This window comes from Parundibacterium terreum (genome assembly GCF_014636315.1).
GTDB lineage: Bacteria > Pseudomonadota > Gammaproteobacteria > Burkholderiales > Burkholderiaceae_D > Undibacterium > Undibacterium terreum.
Map to the genome: position 1 here is coordinate 183,922 of NZ_BMED01000002.1, position 17,408 is coordinate 201,329.

Annotated in this window: 17 protein-coding genes; 15 read left to right on the forward strand and 2 right to left on the reverse strand. The window is 55.8% G+C overall.

What is annotated here, in order from left to right; translation table 11 throughout:
- Positions 1 to 7 precede the first annotated feature (7 nt).
- From IEW12_RS09845 to dut, 14 genes are all read left to right on the forward strand, one after another.
- Positions 8 to 415, forward strand: coding sequence for a DUF350 domain-containing protein (locus IEW12_RS09845; protein ID WP_188565891.1), 408 nt, complete (start codon positions 8 to 10; stop codon positions 413 to 415).
- Between the two features lie 65 nt (positions 416 to 480).
- Positions 481 to 1,206, forward strand: coding sequence for a 16S rRNA (uracil(1498)-N(3))-methyltransferase (locus IEW12_RS09850; protein ID WP_188565892.1), 726 nt, complete (start codon positions 481 to 483; stop codon positions 1,204 to 1,206).
- 141 nt (positions 1,207 to 1,347) lie between these two features.
- Positions 1,348 to 1,791 (forward strand): YidB family protein, encoded by a 444-nt coding sequence (locus IEW12_RS09855; RefSeq protein WP_188565893.1) that lies wholly within the window; start codon positions 1,348 to 1,350, stop codon positions 1,789 to 1,791.
- A gap of 6 nt (positions 1,792 to 1,797) precedes the next feature.
- Positions 1,798 to 3,012, forward strand: coding sequence for a YbfB/YjiJ family MFS transporter (locus tag IEW12_RS09860; protein ID WP_188565894.1), 1,215 nt, complete (start codon positions 1,798 to 1,800; stop codon positions 3,010 to 3,012).
- 172 nt (positions 3,013 to 3,184) lie between these two features.
- Complete coding sequence (locus tag IEW12_RS09865) at positions 3,185 to 4,018, forward strand: class I SAM-dependent methyltransferase (RefSeq protein WP_188565895.1); 834 nt, start codon at positions 3,185 to 3,187, stop codon at positions 4,016 to 4,018.
- 102 nt (positions 4,019 to 4,120) lie between these two features.
- Positions 4,121 to 4,705 carry a YceI family protein gene (locus IEW12_RS09870; protein ID WP_188565896.1) on the forward strand — a complete coding sequence of 195 codons (585 nt, stop codon included), beginning with the start codon at positions 4,121 to 4,123 and terminating at the stop codon, positions 4,703 to 4,705.
- Between the two features lie 175 nt (positions 4,706 to 4,880).
- Complete coding sequence (locus IEW12_RS09875) at positions 4,881 to 6,020, forward strand: methyltransferase (protein WP_188565897.1); 1,140 nt, start codon at positions 4,881 to 4,883, stop codon at positions 6,018 to 6,020.
- A gap of 47 nt (positions 6,021 to 6,067) precedes the next feature.
- Entirely contained in the window at positions 6,068 to 6,286 is a 219-nt protein-coding gene (locus IEW12_RS09880) for a hypothetical protein (RefSeq protein WP_188565898.1), read from the forward strand.
- A gap of 158 nt (positions 6,287 to 6,444) precedes the next feature.
- Positions 6,445 to 7,449 (forward strand): bifunctional riboflavin kinase/FAD synthetase, encoded by a 1,005-nt coding sequence (locus IEW12_RS09885; protein ID WP_188565899.1) that lies wholly within the window; start codon positions 6,445 to 6,447, stop codon positions 7,447 to 7,449.
- A 93-nt stretch (positions 7,450 to 7,542) separates the two neighbouring features.
- A complete protein-coding gene (ileS, locus tag IEW12_RS09890) occupies positions 7,543 to 10,416 on the forward strand; it encodes an isoleucine--tRNA ligase (protein WP_188565900.1) in 2,874 nt (957 codons plus the stop codon).
- 143 nt (positions 10,417 to 10,559) lie between these two features.
- The gene (gene lspA, locus IEW12_RS09895; RefSeq protein ID WP_188565901.1) at positions 10,560 to 11,093 is read left to right on the forward strand and encodes a signal peptidase II; all 534 of its coding nucleotides are present in this window, start codon (positions 10,560 to 10,562) and stop codon (positions 11,091 to 11,093) included.
- A gap of 66 nt (positions 11,094 to 11,159) precedes the next feature.
- Positions 11,160 to 12,374: a bifunctional phosphopantothenoylcysteine decarboxylase/phosphopantothenate--cysteine ligase CoaBC gene (coaBC, locus tag IEW12_RS09900; protein WP_188565902.1), complete on the forward strand. Its 1,215-nt coding sequence runs from the start codon at positions 11,160 to 11,162 to the stop codon at positions 12,372 to 12,374.
- Positions 12,375 to 12,446: 72 nt separating this feature from the next.
- Entirely contained in the window at positions 12,447 to 13,451 is a 1,005-nt protein-coding gene (locus IEW12_RS09905) for an LLM class flavin-dependent oxidoreductase (RefSeq protein WP_188565903.1), read from the forward strand.
- Positions 13,452 to 13,502: 51 nt separating this feature from the next.
- Entirely contained in the window at positions 13,503 to 13,952 is a 450-nt protein-coding gene (gene dut, locus IEW12_RS09910) for a dUTP diphosphatase (protein WP_188565904.1), read from the forward strand.
- 82 nt (positions 13,953 to 14,034) lie between these two features.
- Here dut and clpA read toward each other — a convergent pair whose 3' ends face one another.
- Both clpA and clpS read right to left on the reverse strand, forming a co-directional pair.
- The gene (gene clpA, locus IEW12_RS09915) at positions 14,035 to 16,338 is read right to left on the reverse strand and encodes an ATP-dependent Clp protease ATP-binding subunit ClpA (RefSeq protein WP_188565905.1); all 2,304 of its coding nucleotides are present in this window, start codon (positions 16,336 to 16,338) and stop codon (positions 14,035 to 14,037) included.
- On the reverse strand, positions 16,335 to 16,643 hold the full coding sequence (gene clpS / locus IEW12_RS09920) for an ATP-dependent Clp protease adapter ClpS (protein WP_188565906.1): 309 nt from the start codon (positions 16,641 to 16,643) through the stop codon (positions 16,335 to 16,337). The genes clpA and clpS overlap by 4 nt, the downstream gene beginning before the upstream one ends.
- 350 nt (positions 16,644 to 16,993) lie before the next feature.
- Here clpS and IEW12_RS09925 point away from each other — a divergent pair, with 350 nt between their 5' ends.
- Positions 16,994 to 17,197, forward strand: coding sequence for a cold-shock protein (locus IEW12_RS09925; protein WP_162021162.1), 204 nt, complete (start codon positions 16,994 to 16,996; stop codon positions 17,195 to 17,197).
- Positions 17,198 to 17,408: the final 211 nt, after the last annotated feature.

Sequence of the window (17,408 nt, forward strand, 5' to 3'; positions counted from 1 at the left end):
AAATGCCATGAGCGAACAAATCATGTTATCGGGACTGCCGGCATTCATCAGCCACTTCGGCGCCGCCATTCTGTTGCTGGCGGTCTTCATCGTCATCTATATCTGGATTACCCCCTACCGCGAAATCAATCTGATACGCGGCGGGAATACCGCGGCCGCGGCCAGCTTGTCCGGCTCCATACTCGGCTACTGCATAGCACTCGCTTCCGCCATCGCTAATAGCGTGAACCTGGTCGATATGCTGTGCTGGGGCGCGATCGCGCTGGTAGTGCAACTACTTGCCTTTTTTGTCGTCAGACTATTACTGCCCGGCATCGTCTCCGACATTCCGGACAATAAGGCCGCCTCCGGTATCTTTCTGGGCGCAATGAGCCTAGGATTAGGCCTGATCAATGCTGCCTGCATGACCTATTAACTGAATTGTCCAGCCTCATTAAAAAAGACTCCGACAAGACTCGAACAAGACTCACGAATCCTTTTATGCCCCGTTTTTATTGCCCCATGCCACTTGCTATCGGCGCTGTCGTCAGCCTGCCGGATGAAGTGGCGCACCATGTATTTGTATTGCGCCAGAACGTAGGCGACAGCATCAGTCTGTTCAATGGCGAGGGCGGTTCCTTTGTCGCCACGCTGACCCAGGTCGGCAAAAAACAGGTTGAAGCCGAGGTCAAATTATTCCTGCCCGGCGAAACCGAACTACCTTATGCGCTGACCCTGGCGCAAGCCTTGCCGGAAGCCTCCAAGATGGACTGGATCATAGAAAAATCCATAGAACTGGGAGCATCGACGATACAGCCTCTGTCTGCGCAGCGCTGCGTGGTCAGGCTTTCTGCAGAACGCGCAGAAAAGAAGCAGGCACACTGGCAAGGCATCATCGTATCAGCCGCAGAACAATGTGGTCGCAATCGCCTGGCCCACCTGGCGCCGTTGATGGATGTCAATAAATGGTTAAGCCAGCAGGATATGCATAAACGTATTATCCTGACCCCACGAGCCGATCAGTCCCTGGCAGACTGGTCGCGTCACCATCCGGCGCAGGCAGTAACGCTGATGGTAGGGCCGGAAGGCGGATTCTCCGAACCGGAAGAAGATCTTGCCGTAAAACAAGGTGTACTCGCGCTTTCCATGGGGCCCAGGATACTGCGCACAGAAACCGCCGGCTTGGCAGCCATTGCGGTATTAAATGCAGCATGGGGCGGGATGTAATTACCTGCATGAAGTAATACGGACGACATATCCTGGCATCACACTAAAGCAAGCGAATGCACGACCTAATTAATTGATCTGATTAATTGACCCAATTAAGGCACGACCTCATGCATCACCACCTCCACTGAAAGGAACATCATGGGACTCTTAGATACAGCACTGGGCATGTTAGGCGGCAGCCAGGACCCAAATCAAGGCAGCGATCCGAAAGCAATGCTGATACAGGCGGCGATAGGCATGCTGTCCAATAGCCAGAACGGTGGCGGCTTGCAGGGTATTATCGCCAGCTTCCAGCAATCGGGACTGGGCGAAGTTGTCGGCTCCTGGGTGGGCACGGGGCAAAACCTGCCCATCTCCGCCGACCAGATCAAGCAGGTATTGGGAAGCGGCCAATTGCAGCAACTGGCGGATGCCGCAGGCATTTCACATGACAGCGCAGCGGGCCACTTGGCCGAGATGCTGCCCGGCGTGATTGACCACCTGACACCAGGCGGCACCGTGCCTGAGGAAGGCTCCAGTAGCGCCGGCGACTTGCTGCAATCACTGGCAGGCTCTTTCTTTGCCAACCGCGCAGCAAGCTAAGCCGGGATGACAGAAACCCGGGCCAGCCTGGCAATGCGCCGTCCTTTTCTGACGGCGCTTGCCTTGTCGCTCGGTACCGCTATCGCTCTCGGCCTGACCCGCTTTTCTTACGCGCTGCTGCTATCGCCGATGCGTAGCGATCTGGGTTGGAACTACACGCTGGCGGGAAGCATGAATACCGGCAATGCGCTCGGATATTTTTTCGGCGCACTGGCCACCCCGCTACTGATACGCAGGCTGGGCATACCAGCTGTTTTTCTTAGCGGGGCACTGGGTGCCGGCGCTTTCATGCTACTGTCCGGAGCCAGCCTGGAAACGATACCGCTTTTGCTATTGCGGATATTGTCCGGACTGGCAAGTGCGCTGAGCTTTATTGCCGGCGGCGTACTGGCCGCGCGCTTGGCTTCCATGCACAGCCATCGCGCCGGCCTGCTGATCGGCCTTTACTACGGCGGCACCGGCATAGGCATCACCTTGTCCGCGCTGCTTATTCCTCCAGCCATGCAACTGGCAACAGAGCATGGCTATGCGCATAGCTGGCAATGGGCCTGGTATCTGCTAGGCAGCCTGTGCCTGCTGGGGGCCATGCTGATGGCTCCTCCCGCTCGCCAAATACCGCAGCCTCCCGCACAAGCCACGCAGCATGCAAAATTTCATATCAGCGCTTTCGCTTACGGATTGTCTGCCTATTTCATGTTCGGGGTCGGCTACATCGGCTACATGACCTTTGTCGTCGCACTGCTGAAAGAACAAGGCATGCAGGCAACCAGCATCACCATATTTTATGCCCTGCTCGGCCTGGCAGTACTGTGCTCATCGCGCATCTGGGCCGGCATGCTGGATCGCTACAAAGGCGGCCAATCAATGGCCATCCTGAACGCACTGCTCAGCGTGGCAACCATCTTGCCGGTGCTGACTTCGGCGCCGGTGTTCATCTTTATCTCCGGCCTGCTATTTGGTGGCGTATTCCTGTCCACCGTGGCGTCCACTACTGCACTGGTCAGGCATAATCTGCCGCACGCCGCATGGTCGTCCGGCATAGGTGCGTTTACGGTCACATTTGCCGTCGGCCAGGTGCTCGGCCCTGTGCTGGTAGGTTGGGTGGCAGACGGTGCCGGCGGCTTGACGCATGGCCTGCAGTTATCCGCGCTGGCCTTGCTGATCAGCGCGTTGCTGGCATGGCGCCAACCGGCCTGGATTACGCGCAGGATGCGGCCTTGAACACGGCAGTACTGAAATAAGAATCTGTGCTTACGAACTAATCCTGATTCGGTTGGTCAAATCGGTGCAATGCGATGTTTATTTCCCCGATAGTACCCATGACGTCAGCAAGCGCCAATATTGGCGAATTGAAAAAATCAAATCAAAATCCCCCTCTCTTTCGGAGACAAGCATGAAAAAAGTTTTCCAGGCAATCGCACTAGCTGGCGCACTTTCCGCCGCCTTTGCCGGCAGCGCCCAGGCGGCAACTGAAGCAACTGATCAAGCGCTGAAGGCCGCTATTTCCGGCGCCCAGCGCACGCCTGCCAATGCGGCGCGCGACGGTGCGCGCCATCCTTACGAAACCCTGAGCTTCTTCGGCATCAAGCCGACGTCAACAGTGGTAGAACTGTCGCCAGGCGGCGGCTGGTACACCGAGATCCTGGCCCCCTACCTGCGCGACCAGGGCAAACTGATCGAAGGCGCCAATGACCCCAATGCAGCCAGTGAGTACTCACGCAGGAGCATAGACAGACTCAAGCAAAAGCTGGCAGCCAATCCATCCGTCTATGACAAGGTGCAACTGGGGATTTTTGAACCACCCAGCAAGCAGGATTATGCTGCCAAGGGCAGCGTTGACCTGGTCGTCACCTTCCGCAATATCCACAACTGGGTTGATGACGGCGGCGATGCCAATGTGAAGTCCGTATTCCAGACTGCTTACGACAGCCTGAAAAAGGGCGGGGTATTCGGCGTCGTCGAGCACCGCCTGCCTGCAGGGAAAGCCCAGGATGCAAAAGCCAGCAGCGGCTATGTGCACGAAGCCTATGTCATCAAGCTGGCCGAGAGCGTAGGCTTCAAGCTGCAAGCCAAGTCGGAGATCAACGCCAACCCCAAGGATAACGCCGACCATGAAAACGGCGTCTGGGCGCTGCCGCCTACCTATGCCAACAAGGAAAAGAACAGGGATGCCTACCAGGCGATAGGAGAAAGCGACAGAATGACGCTGAAATTCGTCAAACCTTGAACTTGGCAGGAAAATCACGGCATTAACCTGTATCTACATGATATGCTCGGACGCATCGCCGTAGCAGTACGGCGATGCGCTCGAACAAAAGCGGGGGAATACGTGACAAGATTAAACAGCTTATTAAACAGCTTACTGATAGGATTGACGCTGGCCGCATCGGCAGCCGGCGCATCCGCAGCGGATCGCTACATCATCGATCCTGAGCACACCTACTCCACTTTTGAATACAAGCACTGGGGCCTGTCCTATCAGCGCGGCCGGTTTGACAATAATTCGGGCATGATAGAACTGGACATGGGCGGCAAGACCGGCGCCATCAATATCGCCATAGACGCCAGTTCAGTCAGTACCGGGTCTGAAACCTTCAATAAGATCCTGCGTTCGGATAATTTTTTCGATGCGACGCAATTCCCGCAGATCCTGTTCAAATCCAGCAATATGCGTTTTGACGGCGACAAACTGGTCCAGGTGGATGGAGACCTGACGATACGCGGCATTACCAAGCCTGCCAGCTTCGAAATCACCCATTTCAATTGCCGCTTCATGTTCCTCTATTTCAAGCAGGCTTGCGGCGCCAACGGCTACACCAAAATACTGCGCAGCGATTTCGGCGTTGGGCGCTACGTGCCGTTTGTCAGCGACGAAGTGACCCTCTCCTTCAGTGTTGAGGGAATCAAGGAATAGAGCTGCCACCTCCTTGACCAGGAAGCTATTTTGCCAATATCGGGGAAGCAGCACGGTTTTTTGTTAAACTGACGGGTTTTAGCAGACACGCGTGGCCCCGGACCAAGTCTGGGCTTGTGCATGCCAGTATGTCATTCAAGCAATATTCCCTATCTGCCCTACCCAAGAGGACCTCGTGAGCGACTATCCCGTCATTAGCTGGACCGAAGACGGCGAGACCCGTTCTGCCCGCTGGCATTCCGAAAGCGGCTCGCCGCCGCCCAAAAAAGTCATCATCGCCGATGACAAGCTGAATGCAGACACTGCTTACCGCCTCGCCTGCGAAGGCACCGCCCTGCTATGGCGCGGAGACTTCCAGAATGCCCGTCAATTGCTGCAGGCACTGGCGCGCCGCATCGAGCATAAATCGGGAAAATCGAAGAAAGTCGTCAAGGTAGCTGCTTCGCCGACCGAGGCCTTCCACCTTCACCGGCAAGCGCAATCGCAAAGGGCGCGCACTTTGGCGATGCTGCTATTGCCATTCGATGCCGACTACCGCATACCTTTGCGCCGCGCGCCCGATGTGCAGCAAGCCTGCAGCGGAGCCTATGGCAGCAGCACCGAGCCGTTTGTTGCATCCCTGCGGGAATTGCTGGGCTTGATCGGCGCGCATGAATGGCGCAAGAAAGGCGTGGAAATCCCCGCGCTGGAAGGTCGTATCCATCCCTACTATGGCGTATTTTCTCCGGTACGCGGCGAATACATCAACCTGGTGGCAGATACTCCGCTGCCCTCCACAGCACTGGCCTTCGATATAGGCACCGGCACCGGCGTGCTGGCGGCATTATTGGCCAAGCGCGGCGTCAAGCGCATCGTCGCCACCGACCAAGATCAGCGCGCGTTGAACTGCGCGCGTGAAAACCTGACCCGCCTGGGCGCCCTGAAGCAGGTTGAAGTGATACAGGCGGACCTGTTCCCTGAAGGTCGGGCGCCTCTGGTGGTCTGCAATCCGCCCTGGGTACCGGCCAGGCCGAACTCGCCGATAGAATATGCGGTCTACGATCCAGAAAGCCGCATGCTGCGCGGCTTCCTCGCAGGCCTGGCGGCTCACCTGGAGCCGAAGGGTGAAGGCTGGCTGATTTTGTCCGACTTGGCCGAACATCTCGGCCTGCGCTCCCGCGAAGAACTACTGGCCTGGATAGACGCCGCCGGCCTGAAGGTGCTGGGCAAATCAGATATACGTCCGCATCACCCCCGCGCCTCGGACACCCAGGATCCGCTGCACGCAGCGCGCTCGGCAGAAGTCACCTCACTGTGGCGTCTGGCCGCAAAATAGTAGAATAAGTAAATCAATACAGCAGCATATTTATCCCAAGGAAACAAATGAGCAACAAACCCGCCCGCATCCTGACCTTCAAATGCAAATCCTGTACCAAATCGGTCCAGGTATTCTTGCAAAAAGTATCAGCCTGCTCGCATATCCAACCTTATCAGGGCATTTGCACCTGTGGCGAAGTGATGCGCCATGCAACCGGCCAAAAAGATGCGGTGGAATCCTATCTGGCATCGTCGGATGCCTTGTGGTCGCACCATCATCATTAAAATAGATGGCAGATACCAGATATTTGCTCACTTTCGGCGAAAAATAGCCGAACTTGCTTGAATATCCAGGCCAAGCCCGCATCTGCAGCACACCGGCAGCAGAAACCAGGCTGAAAGCATTTATAATCTAAGGTTTTTGCAGTGCATTCTTTCACATTATGAAGGTATTTCGCGGACTCCCCAATGCTGCCTCCCGAGCGCCCTGCGCGCTGACGATAGGCAACTTTGATGGCGTGCATCTGGGACATCAGGTCTTGCTGTCCAGATTGCGCGAGGCGGCTACACGCCTGTCGCTGGATGCCGCCGTGATGACTTTTGAGCCGCATCCCCGCGCGTTCTTTGCGCAAATGTCCGGCGACCTGTCACGGGCACCCACCCGCATCGCCAATCTGCGCGACAACCTGGCTTCGTTGACAGTAGCCGGTGTGGACCGCGTCATCGTCGAACATTTCAATGCCCACTTCGCTTCGCTGACGCCGCAGGACTTCATAGAAAAAGTGCTGGTCGAAGGCTTGCATGTGAAATGGCTGATGGTGGGCGAAGACTTCCGCTATGGCGCCAAGCGTGCCGGCGATATCGCGATGCTGGTGGAAGCCGGAAAACGCTACGGTTTTGAAGTCGAAACCTTGCCTGCGGTACAAAACAAAGGGGTGCGCATTTCCTCTTCCGCCGTGCGCGCTGCGCTGGCCGAAGGCGATTTTGTAGAAGCAGAAGCCTTGCTGGGGCATCCGTACCGCATTTCCGGCCATGTCGTGCATGGCCAGAAGCTGGGCCGCACGATAGGCTATCCGACGCTGAACTTGCGTATCGCGCATCACCGCCCCGCATTGACCGGCATCTTTGTCGTGCAGGTACACGGCTTGGCCGAGCAGCCCTTGCCTGGCGTTGCCAGCCTGGGCGTGCGCCCCACCGTTGACGACAGCGGCAGAGTGCTGCTGGAGACCCATGTATTTGACTATACCGGCAATTGCTACGGCAAGCTGATACAGGTCGAATTCCTGAGAAAATTGCGCGATGAAGAAAAATTCATCGACCTCCCTACGCTGGTCACCGCGATAGACCGCGACGCTGAACAAGCCAGAACCTATTTTGGCAAAGTGCGGGACCAGGCTGCGTTTGAGCAGGGCCGCAAGCAGGTCAGCTCGGCGACCGACCGAATTTGAAGACCGCACAGCGTCTTTAGCCAGGCGCGCCGGCCTCTGCAGTACCGGCAGCGCACCGAATCGAATACCGAAATACCCTACTGAAGAAAAACCATGTCTGAAAATCAATCCGGCAAGCCGAACAAAACCGTCAGCAAATATCCGGTCAACATGACCGAAACGCCCTTCCCCATGCGTGGAGACCTGGCCAAGCGTGAGCCCAAATGGGTCAAGGAATGGCAAGACAAGAAAATCTATCAGCGTATCCGCAAGGCTTCCCAAAACCGTCCAAAGTTCATCCTGCATGACGGTCCTCCGTATGCCAACGGCGACATCCATATCGGCCATGCGGTCAACAAGATATTGAAAGATATCGTCGTCAAGACCCGCAATATGGCGGGCTTTGATGCGCAGTATGTCCCTGGCTGGGATTGCCACGGCATGCCTATCGAAATCCAGATCGAAAAACTGTACGGCAAGAACCTGCCGGTGGGCGAAGTGCAGGCCAAGGCACGTGCCTATGCCAACGAACAGATCGAGCGCCAGAAGGCTGACTTCATCCGTCTGGGCGTGTTGGGCGAATGGGACAATCCATACAAAACCATGAACTTCAGCAATGAGGCGGATGAGTTGCGCGCACTGGGCAAGCTGCTGGAAAAAGGCTATGTCTATCGTGGCCTGAAACCAGTCAACTGGTGCTTCGATTGTGGCTCCGCGCTGGCCGAAGCGGAAGTGGAATACGAAAACAAACGTGATCCATCGATCGACGTCGGCTTCCCGTTTGCCGAGCACGATAAGCTGGCCAAGGCTTTCAAACTGGACAAACTGCCGACCGACAAGGGCTACTGCGTCATCTGGACCACCACGCCATGGACCATCCCGTCCAACCAAGCGTTGAACATGCACCCGGAAATCACCTATGCACTGGTGGAAACCGTGCGCAATGGCGAAACCATCCTGCTGATCCTGGCGCAAGACCTGGTTGAATCCAGCCTGCAGAAATACAAACTGGAAGGCAAGGTCATCGCCACCACGCTGGGCGCCAACCTGTCCGAGATCAAATTCAAACACCCGTTTGCCCACCTGGATGCCGGCTACGACCGCCTGTCGCCTGTTTATATGGGTGAATATGTGACGCTGGACAGCGGTACCGGTGTCGTCCACTCCGCTCCGGCTTACGGCATAGAAGATTTCCAGTCCTGCAAAGCGCACGGCATGAAGGACGACGACATCCTGAACCCGGTCATGGGCGACGGCAAGTATGCCTCCTGGCTGCCTTTCTTCGCAGGCATGAACATATGGGTTGCATCCAAGCCCATCTGCTCCAAGCTGGAAGAAGCCGGCGCACTGTTCAACCTGGTGATGTTCGATCATAGCTATATGCATTGCTGGCGTCATAAGACCCCAATCATCTATCGCGCAACGTCGCAGTGGTTCGCCAGCATGGACAACAAGCCGAATGACGGCGGCGCAAGCCTGCGTGAAACCGCGCTGAAGAGCATCGACGAAACCGCCTTCTTCCCGGCCTGGGGCCAGGCGCGCCTGCATGGGATGATCGCCAACCGTCCTGACTGGACCCTGTCCCGCCAGCGCCAGTGGGGTGTGCCCATGGCCTTTTTCCTGCATAAGGAAACCGGCCAGTTGCATCCACGTACTCCGGAGTTGCTGGAGCAAATTGCAGTACGCATAGAAAAAGACGGTATCGAAGCCTGGCAGCAGCTGGATATCCAGGAATTCCTGGGTGCGGATGCAGATATGTATGTGAAGAACCGCGACACGCTGGACGTCTGGTTCGATTCCGGCACTACGCACCAGACCGTATTGCGCGGCTCGCACAAGGAACAGTCCCACTTCCCGGCAGACCTGTATCTGGAGGGTTCCGACCAGCATCGCGGCTGGTTCCACTCGTCGCTGCTGACTTCGTCAATGCTGAACGGCTGCGCGCCGTATAAAGCCTTGTTGACGCACGGCTTCGTCGTGGATGGCGAAGGCAAAAAGATGTCCAAATCCAAGGGCAATGTGGTCGCGCCGCAAAAGATATCCGATACGCTGGGCGCCGACATCCTGCGCCTGTGGGTTGCATCAACCGATTACTCCGGCGAGCTGTCGATCTCGGACGAGATCTTGAAGCGGGTAACCGAATCGTATCGCCGTATCCGCAATACGCTGCGCTTCCTGCTGGCCAACACTTCCGACTTTGATCCGGCCAAGGATGCAATACCGCTGGCCGATCTGCTGGAAATCGACCGCTATGCGATCGCCAATATGGCCATATTGCAAAAAGATATCCTGGCGCACTACACGGTGTTTGAATACCACCCGGTCGTATCCAAGCTGCAGTCCTTCTGCTCGGAAGACCTGGGCGGCTTCTACCTGGATATCCTGAAGGATAGACTGTACACCAGCGGCACTACTTCTGCGGCACGCCGTTCAGCACAGACAGCGATCTGGCATATCACGCAGGCGCTGCTGCGCGTGATGGCTCCTATCCTGTCTTTCACGGCAGAAGAAGCCTGGGCGTCTTTCGCCGGCACGGAAGCATTTGCTGCCAGCGATGAAACGATCTTCACGCAGACCTACTATGCGCTGCCGGAAATCGCCGGCGCGGAAGCCTTGCTGAGCAAGTTTGCTGCATTGCGCGACATCCGCGCAGATGTCACCAAGCAACTGGAAGAAGTACGTGTTTCCGGCGCCATCGGTGCATCACTGCAGGCCGAAGTCACCGTCAAGGCCAGCGGCGCCAAGTATGAATTGCTGAAAGGTTTCGGCGACGACTTGCGTTTCATCTTCATCACTTCCAGCGCTGCGGTGGAACAGGTTGCCAGTGAAGCAGACGAAGCGGTAGTTGTTACCCCATCGGCGGATGCGAAATGCGAACGCTGCTGGCACTACCGTGCAGACGTCGGTTCGCATGCAGAGCACGCAGGTCTGTGCGGCCGCTGCGTCAGCAATTTGTTCGGCGCAGGTGAAGAACGTCATTTTGCGTAATACTTACCGGGTAAACTCCCGGTAAGTAGCAGGTAAATCGCAGGTAAATAGCAATCGCTTTGCCCGCTCTCTGAAGAGTCACGAAGAGAGCGGGCCAATCAATCCATCCAATACGCTAAACAACAAGCTCACATACGCTGAATATGGCAACTAAAAAACGCTCTGCCGCCCCATCCAAACCGTCGTTTACCTCTTCCGGCTCCTCAGGTTCCTCCCTGGGCCCCTGGCTAGGCGTGGCAGCAATCGTGATCCTGCTGGATCAGCTGACCAAGATCACCATCGCCAAGCTGTTTGTACTCGGCGAAACTTTGCCGGTCACCTCATTTTTCAATCTCACGCTGTGGCATAACCCCGGTGCGGCATTCAGCTTCCTGGGCCAGGCTTCAGGCTGGCAGCGTTATCTGTTTACTGCCATCGGCATAGGTGCAGCGCTGTTCATCGTTTATCTGTTGAAGCGGCATGCCGGGCAGCGCCTGTTTTGCTGGGCGCTGGCGCTGATCATGGGCGGTGCACTGGGGAATGTGATCGACAGGCTGCTATACGGCCATGTGATCGACTTCCTGGACTTTCATTACAAAGAGCAATATCACTTTGCCGCTTTCAATGTGGCAGACGCGGCGATCAGCATCGGTGCTGCTCTATTCATCCTGGATGAATTACGGCGCGTGAAAAAGTAAAAAAAGTCGAAGTAAGGCAGTAGAAGTAAGGCAATCAGGAACTACGCAAAAGGCAGGAGCTGAATCATGAAGCTAGCGGGTAAAAAGATAGTGCTGGGCCTGACAGGCGGTGTCGCATGCTATAAGGCGGCGGAACTGACGCGCGCACTGGGCAAGGCAGGCGCCAGCGTGCAGGTCGTCATGACGCAGGCGGCAACGCAGTTCATCACGCCGATCACCATGCAGGCCCTGTCCGGCAACACTGTGTATACCGACCAATGGGATGCGCGCATACACAATAATATGCCGCATATCGATCTGACCCGCGATGCGGATGCCATCGTCATCGTGCCCTGCAGCACCGATTTTATCTTCAAGCTGGCGCATGGCGCCTGCGACGACCTGCTGTCTACGCTGTGCGTCGCCCGCCCTTTGGGCATGCCATTGATGGTAGCGCCGGCAATGAATGTGGAGATGTGGCAAAACCCCGCGACGCAGAGGAATGTCGCGCAACTGAAGGCTGATGGCATACAGTTGCTGGGTCCTGCCGCAGGCGATCAGGCTTGCGGCGAAGTCGGCATGGGCCGCATGCTGGAGCCGGCTGAAATGCTGGAAGAAATCATTGCCTCCTTCCAGCCCAAGCTGCTGACAGGCAGGCGCGTGCTGATCACCGCCGGCCCTACCTTTGAACCTATAGACCCGGTACGCGGCATTACCAACCTGTCCTCCGGCAAGATGGGCTATGCGATAGCACAGGCGGCTCGTGAAGCCGGTGCCGTGGTGACCCTGGTCTCCGGCCCGACCGCGCTGGAGCTGCCGTATGGTACCAGCCGTATCGCCGTACAAACCGCGCAGCAGATGCATGATGCGGTGATGTCCGCACTGGCAGGCCAGAAGCAGGATATCTTCATCGCAGTGGCCGCTGTAGCCGATTGGAAGGTGGCCAATGCCAGCACGCAAAAATTGAAAAAAACCGGCGAGCAGGATATGCCGCAACTGCAGTTTGCACAGAATCCGGACATCCTGGCCAATGTTGCCGCGATGCCTGACCGCCCTTACTGCGTGGGCTTTGCTGCCGAATCGGAAAACCTGCTGCAATTTGGCGCAGCCAAGCGGGCGAAGAAAAATGTGCCTCTGCTGGTAGGCAATATCGGCCACCACACTTTCGGCCAGGACGACAATGAGCTGGTCTTGTTTGATGAGCAGGGGCACAAAAATTTGCCGCGTGCCGACAAGCAAACCCTGGCCACGCAATTGATCGCCGAGATCGCTTCTCGCGTAAGTAATACCAATAGGCACTAATAGCGTCAAATAAGCAGGATCGTTGTCAGATTCAAGCGCCATCCGTTACAAGCAGCAACAAGGGCAGCAAACATGAAGTCAGCCGTCAAACTCTCGGTATTGGACCAGTCTCCCGTCATAGAAGGCTATAACGCGCGCGATGCGCTAGCGGCCAGTATAGAACTGGCCCAGCTTGCCGATCAGCTTGGTTATACCCGTTACTGGTGCGCAGAGCATCACGGCCTGTTCGGTGTGTGCGACAGCGCACCGGAAGTGCTGCTGGCGCGCATAGGCGCAACAACGCAGCGCATACGCATAGGTTCAGGCGGAGTGATGCTGCCCTACTACAGCCCTTTCAAGGTGGCGGAACAATTCCGCATGCTGGAAGCGCTGTATCCGAACCGTATCGACCTCGGCGTGGGCCGCGCACCCGGCGGCGACCAGAAAACCGCGCAGGCGGTGGCCGCCGGCGCCTACAACCGCGGCGAGATTTTTCCGCAGCAGGTGCAGGAGCTGATCTGGCATTTGCACGGCACGCTACCGGGCAATCATCCAGCCCAGGGCGTTGCCTTGCAGCCGCAAGTAGATACGGTACCGCAGATCTGGATGCTGGGTTCCAGCGATTTTGGCGGCAACCTGGCGGCTCAACTGGGCATACGCTTCGCGTTCGCCCACTTCATCAATGCGCACAACGGTCATTTTGTCGCGCAGGAATATCGCGATCATTTCAATACTCAGCTAGAAGCTAAACCTTACTCAGCAGTCGCCGTTTTCGTGATCTGCGCCGATACCGAACAGGAAGCGCAGCAACTGGGGCTGGCGGTGGATATGCGCCGCCTGCAAATGGCCTACGGCGTGAATGCGCCTATCCCACGCCTGGGACAGGTAGAGCCTGCCAATTTCAATGAGCGCGACCGCATGATCATAGAACGCGAGCGGCCACGCAGCATCATAGGCACGCCGGAGCAGGTCTCTGAGAAGATGCTGGCCTTGCAGCAGCAATTCGCCGCCGATGAAATGATAGTACTGACCGTGGCCGGCAGCTATGCGGCGCGGCTCAGGTCCTACGAATTGCTGGCCCAAAGCTTCGCCCTCTGATTTTTTATTGCATCACCGAATTAAGCCTATTACTTCCAACCAGAAACACTGATGAAAAATATCGACCTCAAAATTCTCGACCCACGCATGAAAGACCTGCTGCCTGCTTACGGAACTCCCGGCAGTGCCGGCCTGGACCTGCGTGCCTGTATCAACGAAGCAATCACGATCAAACCGGGTGAAACCGTACTGATCCCTACCGGCCTCGCCATCCATATCGGCGACCCCGGCTATGCAGCAATGCTGTTGCCGCGCAGCGGCATGGGCCATAAGAACGGCATCGTACTGGGCAACCTGGTCGGCCTGATCGATTCGGATTACCAGGGTGAGCTGAAGATCTCCACCTGGAACCGCGGCCAGTCCGACTTCGTACTGCAGCCTATGGAGAGGCTGGCACAGATGATCATCGTTCCGGTGCTGCAGGTAGGATTCAATGTTGTTGACGAGTTCGACAGCAGCGAACGCGGTGCGGGCGGTTTCGGCAGTACAGGCAAACACTGAGGCTGCCAGCAAGCCTGCTGAAAACAAAAAAGCCCGAATCTGCATTCGGGCTTTTTCTATTTTAAGAGGGCTGCTGCTTGAATTACTCTGCCTCTGCAACCTCTTGCGAAGCTTCCGGTGGCGCCGTGTTGTCGCCTTCGGCAAACTCCAGCTTGACCTGATCCTTGTCGTCCAGATCGACGATCACCTTGCCGCCGGTGACCAGCTTGCCGAACAAGAGTTCGTCTGCCAGCGCTTTCCTGATCATGTCCTGGATCAGGCGTGCCATAGGACGTGCGCCCATCAGCGGATCGAAACCTTTTTTGCCGAGGAACTTGCGCAAGGCGTCGGTGAAAGTCGCTTCCACTTTTTTCTCGTGCAATTGCTCTTCCAGCTGCATCAGGAATTTATCCACTACACGCAGGATGATTTCTTCATCCAGCGCGCGGAAGCTGATGATAGCGTCCAGGCGATTGCGGAATTCAGGCGTGAACATACGCTTGATATCTGCCATTTCATCGCCGGCTTCCTTGCTGTCGTTAAAGCCGATGGAACGCTTCTGCAAGCTCTCTGCGCCGGCATTGGTCGTCATGATAATGATCACGTTGCGGAAGTCCGCCTTGCGGCCATTATTATCAGTCAGCGTACCGTGGTCCATCACCTGCAACAGGATATTGAATACGTCAGGATGGGCTTTTTCAATCTCATCCAGCAGCAATACCGCATGCGGCTTCTTGGTGATTGCCTCAGTCAGCAAACCGCCCTGGTCAAATCCGACGTAACCCGGTGGCGCGCCGATCAGGCGGCTGACCGCGTGACGTTCCATGTATTCCGACATGTCGAAACGTATCAGTTCTATACCCAGCGTAAAGGCCAACTGCTTCGCAACCTCGGTCTTGCCGACGCCGGTAGGACCGGAGAACAGGAAAGAACCGATAGGCTTGTCTGTCTTGCCCAGGCCGGCACGCGCCATCTTGATCGCCGATGCCAGCGCTTCGATTGCAGGCTCCTGGCCGAAGACGACGTTTTTCAGGTCGCGGTCTATGGTCTGCAACTTGGACCTGTCGTCCTGATTGACGGTTTGCGGCGGAATGCGGGCGATCTTAGCGATGATGTCTTCGATATCCGCCTTGCCTATCGTTTTCTTCTGCTTGGACTTCGGCAGGATGCGTTGCGCAGCACCGGCCTCGTCGATCACGTCAATCGCCTTATCAGGCAAGTGGCGGTCATTGATGAAGCGGGCAGACAATTCGGCAGCCGTAGTCAGCGCAGAAGCTGAGTACTTGACGTTGTGATGCTCTTCGAAACGCGACTTCAGGCCACGCAGGATCTGTACTGTCTGCTCTACCGTTGGCTCGTTCACGTCTATCTTCTGGAAGCGGCGTGACAAGGCATGGTCTTTTTCAAACACGCCACGGTATTCGGTGTAAGTAGTCGCACCGATGCATTTCAACTGGCCGCTGGACAAAGCCGGTTTCAGCAGATTGGATGCATCCAGCGTGCCGCCCGACGCGGAGCCCGCACCGATAATGGTGTGGATCTCATCGATGAACAGTATGCCGTTCGGTGTGTCTTTCAGTTGTTTCAGCACGCCCTTCAGACGCAATTCGAAATCACCGCGGTATTTGGTGCCGGCCAGCAATGCGCCCATGTCCAATGAATAGACAATTGCGTTTTGCAGGATCTCGGGCACGTCGCCCTGGGTGATGCGCCATGCCAGGCCTTCCGCAATCGCGGTCTTGCCCACGCCGGCTTCGCCGACCAGCAGCGGATTATTTTTGCGGCGACGGCACAGGATCTGGATCACGCGCTCGACTTCGCTATCGCGGCCGATCAATGGATCGATCTTGCCTTCGATGGCGGACTTGTTCAGGTTTTGCGTGAACTGATCGAGAGGATTTTCTTTTTGCTGGCCTTCAGCCTGCGCTTCTTCCACGCCTTCAGACGATTTGGCAGGATCGACATGCTGATCCTTGCGTACGCCGTGCGAGATGAAGTTGACCACGTCCAGGCGTGTCACTCCCTGCTGATGCAGGTAGTAGACCGCATGCGAGTCTTTTTCACCGAAGATAGCCACCAGCACATTGGCGCCGGTTACTTCCTTCTTGCCGTTGGAAGCAGACTGAACGTGCATGATCGCACGCTGGATAACGCGCTGGAAGCCCAGTGTAGGCTGGGTATCCACTTCGCTGGTGCCAGGCACGGTAGGCGTGTTATCGCTGATGAAATTGCTCAGGGTTTTGCGCAAGTCCTCGATATTTACCGCACAGGCGCGCATCACTTCGGCAGCCGAAGGATTATCCAGCAGGGCTAGCAGCAGGTGCTCAACCGTGATGAATTCATAACGAGCCTGCCTGGCCTCCACAAAAGCCATGTGCAAACTGACTTCCAATTCTTGCGCAATCATACTTCCTCCATCACACATTGCAGGGGATGTCCTGCTTTACGAGCGTGCGTCAAAACAAGTTCCACTTTAGTCAAGGCGATATCTTTCGAATATACGCCGCATACGCCTCTACCGTCCCTGTGCACTTTAAGCATGATCTGCATCGCGGTTTCTCGGTCTTTATTAAAGTACTCCTGAATGATACTCACGACAAATTCCATTGGCGTGTAGTCGTCATTGAGTAGCGTAACCTGGTACATCGCCGGCGGCTTCAGCTTTTGGGCTTGCCGCTCCAGTATCGTACCGTTTTCTTGCTTGTTTCCCATACGTATATTCTAGTACGTTGATTCGATAGCGAGTTAAATAATAAGAGCATTATTTGGCCCCTGTTAGGATGTTACGCGTTTTCTGTACTTCCCGCAGATGGAGACCAATTTCTGTACATCAAGGGCTAGTGTGGTTTTTTAAGAAGTCTTAATTAAGTGAAAAAACAACAATGCCACAACGACCACTAAAATATCTTGACTTTACTATTTTTTCCGCCAAGAATGATATTTATTGACAAGACAATGCGGTACTTGTCAATAGAAGTGAGCAAGTTTAGGGGGGAGGCAGCTTTGCGCTAAGTTTCTTGCTTTACGGCTCGTGTGATTAGTTTATATTTGAAAGATGCATTATGGCAACAGGTACCGTCAAGTGGTTCAATGATTCCAAAGGCTTCGGCTTTATCACTCCGGATGACGGCGGTGAGGATTTGTTCGCCCACTTTTCCGCAATCCAGATGAACGGCTTCAAGACTCTCAAAGAAGGTCAGAAGGTTACGTTCGAAGTCACGCAAGGCCCTAAAGGCAAGCAAGCTTCCAACATCCAAAACCCTTAATCTCACGATCAGGATTTTGTGTAAAAAGCCCCGCTCACGCGGGGCTTTTTTTATTTGCCCTGCCCTGCCCCGCTATTCTTCATATAGAAATATCACACACGCTGGGCGGCATGCAGTTTCCCCTATGCAGATGCGCGGGCGACAAATACAATCAGTGCTGCCGTGTCGGCTCAGTATTCATAATAAATAAGCCACGCTTCCGTTCGTCTCA

Bases quoted from the DNA above. Each gene is read 5' to 3' on its own strand.
- IEW12_RS09925 (WP_162021162.1), top strand. From the start codon at position 16,994: ATGGCAACAGGTACCGTCAAGTGGTTCAATGATTCCAAAGGCTTCGGC.
- clpA (WP_188565905.1), bottom strand. From the start codon at position 16,338: ATGATTGCGCAAGAATTGGAAGTCAGTTTGCACATGGCTTTTGTGGAG.
- ileS (WP_188565900.1), top strand. From the start codon at position 7,543: ATGTCTGAAAATCAATCCGGCAAGCCGAACAAAACCGTCAGCAAATAT.
- IEW12_RS09850 (WP_188565892.1), top strand. From the start codon at position 481: ATGCCCCGTTTTTATTGCCCCATGCCACTTGCTATCGGCGCTGTCGTC.
- coaBC (WP_188565902.1), top strand. From the start codon at position 11,160: ATGAAGCTAGCGGGTAAAAAGATAGTGCTGGGCCTGACAGGCGGTGTC.
- clpS (WP_188565906.1), bottom strand. From the start codon at position 16,643: ATGGGAAACAAGCAAGAAAACGGTACGATACTGGAGCGGCAAGCCCAA.
- IEW12_RS09885 (WP_188565899.1), top strand. From the start codon at position 6,445: ATGAAGGTATTTCGCGGACTCCCCAATGCTGCCTCCCGAGCGCCCTGC.
- dut (WP_188565904.1), top strand. From the start codon at position 13,503: ATGAAAAATATCGACCTCAAAATTCTCGACCCACGCATGAAAGACCTG.
- IEW12_RS09865 (WP_188565895.1), top strand. From the start codon at position 3,185: ATGAAAAAAGTTTTCCAGGCAATCGCACTAGCTGGCGCACTTTCCGCC.
- IEW12_RS09855 (WP_188565893.1), top strand. From the start codon at position 1,348: ATGGGACTCTTAGATACAGCACTGGGCATGTTAGGCGGCAGCCAGGAC.
- IEW12_RS09880 (WP_188565898.1), top strand. From the start codon at position 6,068: ATGAGCAACAAACCCGCCCGCATCCTGACCTTCAAATGCAAATCCTGT.
- IEW12_RS09905 (WP_188565903.1), top strand. From the start codon at position 12,447: ATGAAGTCAGCCGTCAAACTCTCGGTATTGGACCAGTCTCCCGTCATA.
- IEW12_RS09845 (WP_188565891.1), top strand. From the start codon at position 8: ATGAGCGAACAAATCATGTTATCGGGACTGCCGGCATTCATCAGCCAC.
- IEW12_RS09860 (WP_188565894.1), top strand. From the start codon at position 1,798: ATGACAGAAACCCGGGCCAGCCTGGCAATGCGCCGTCCTTTTCTGACG.
- lspA (WP_188565901.1), top strand. From the start codon at position 10,560: ATGGCAACTAAAAAACGCTCTGCCGCCCCATCCAAACCGTCGTTTACC.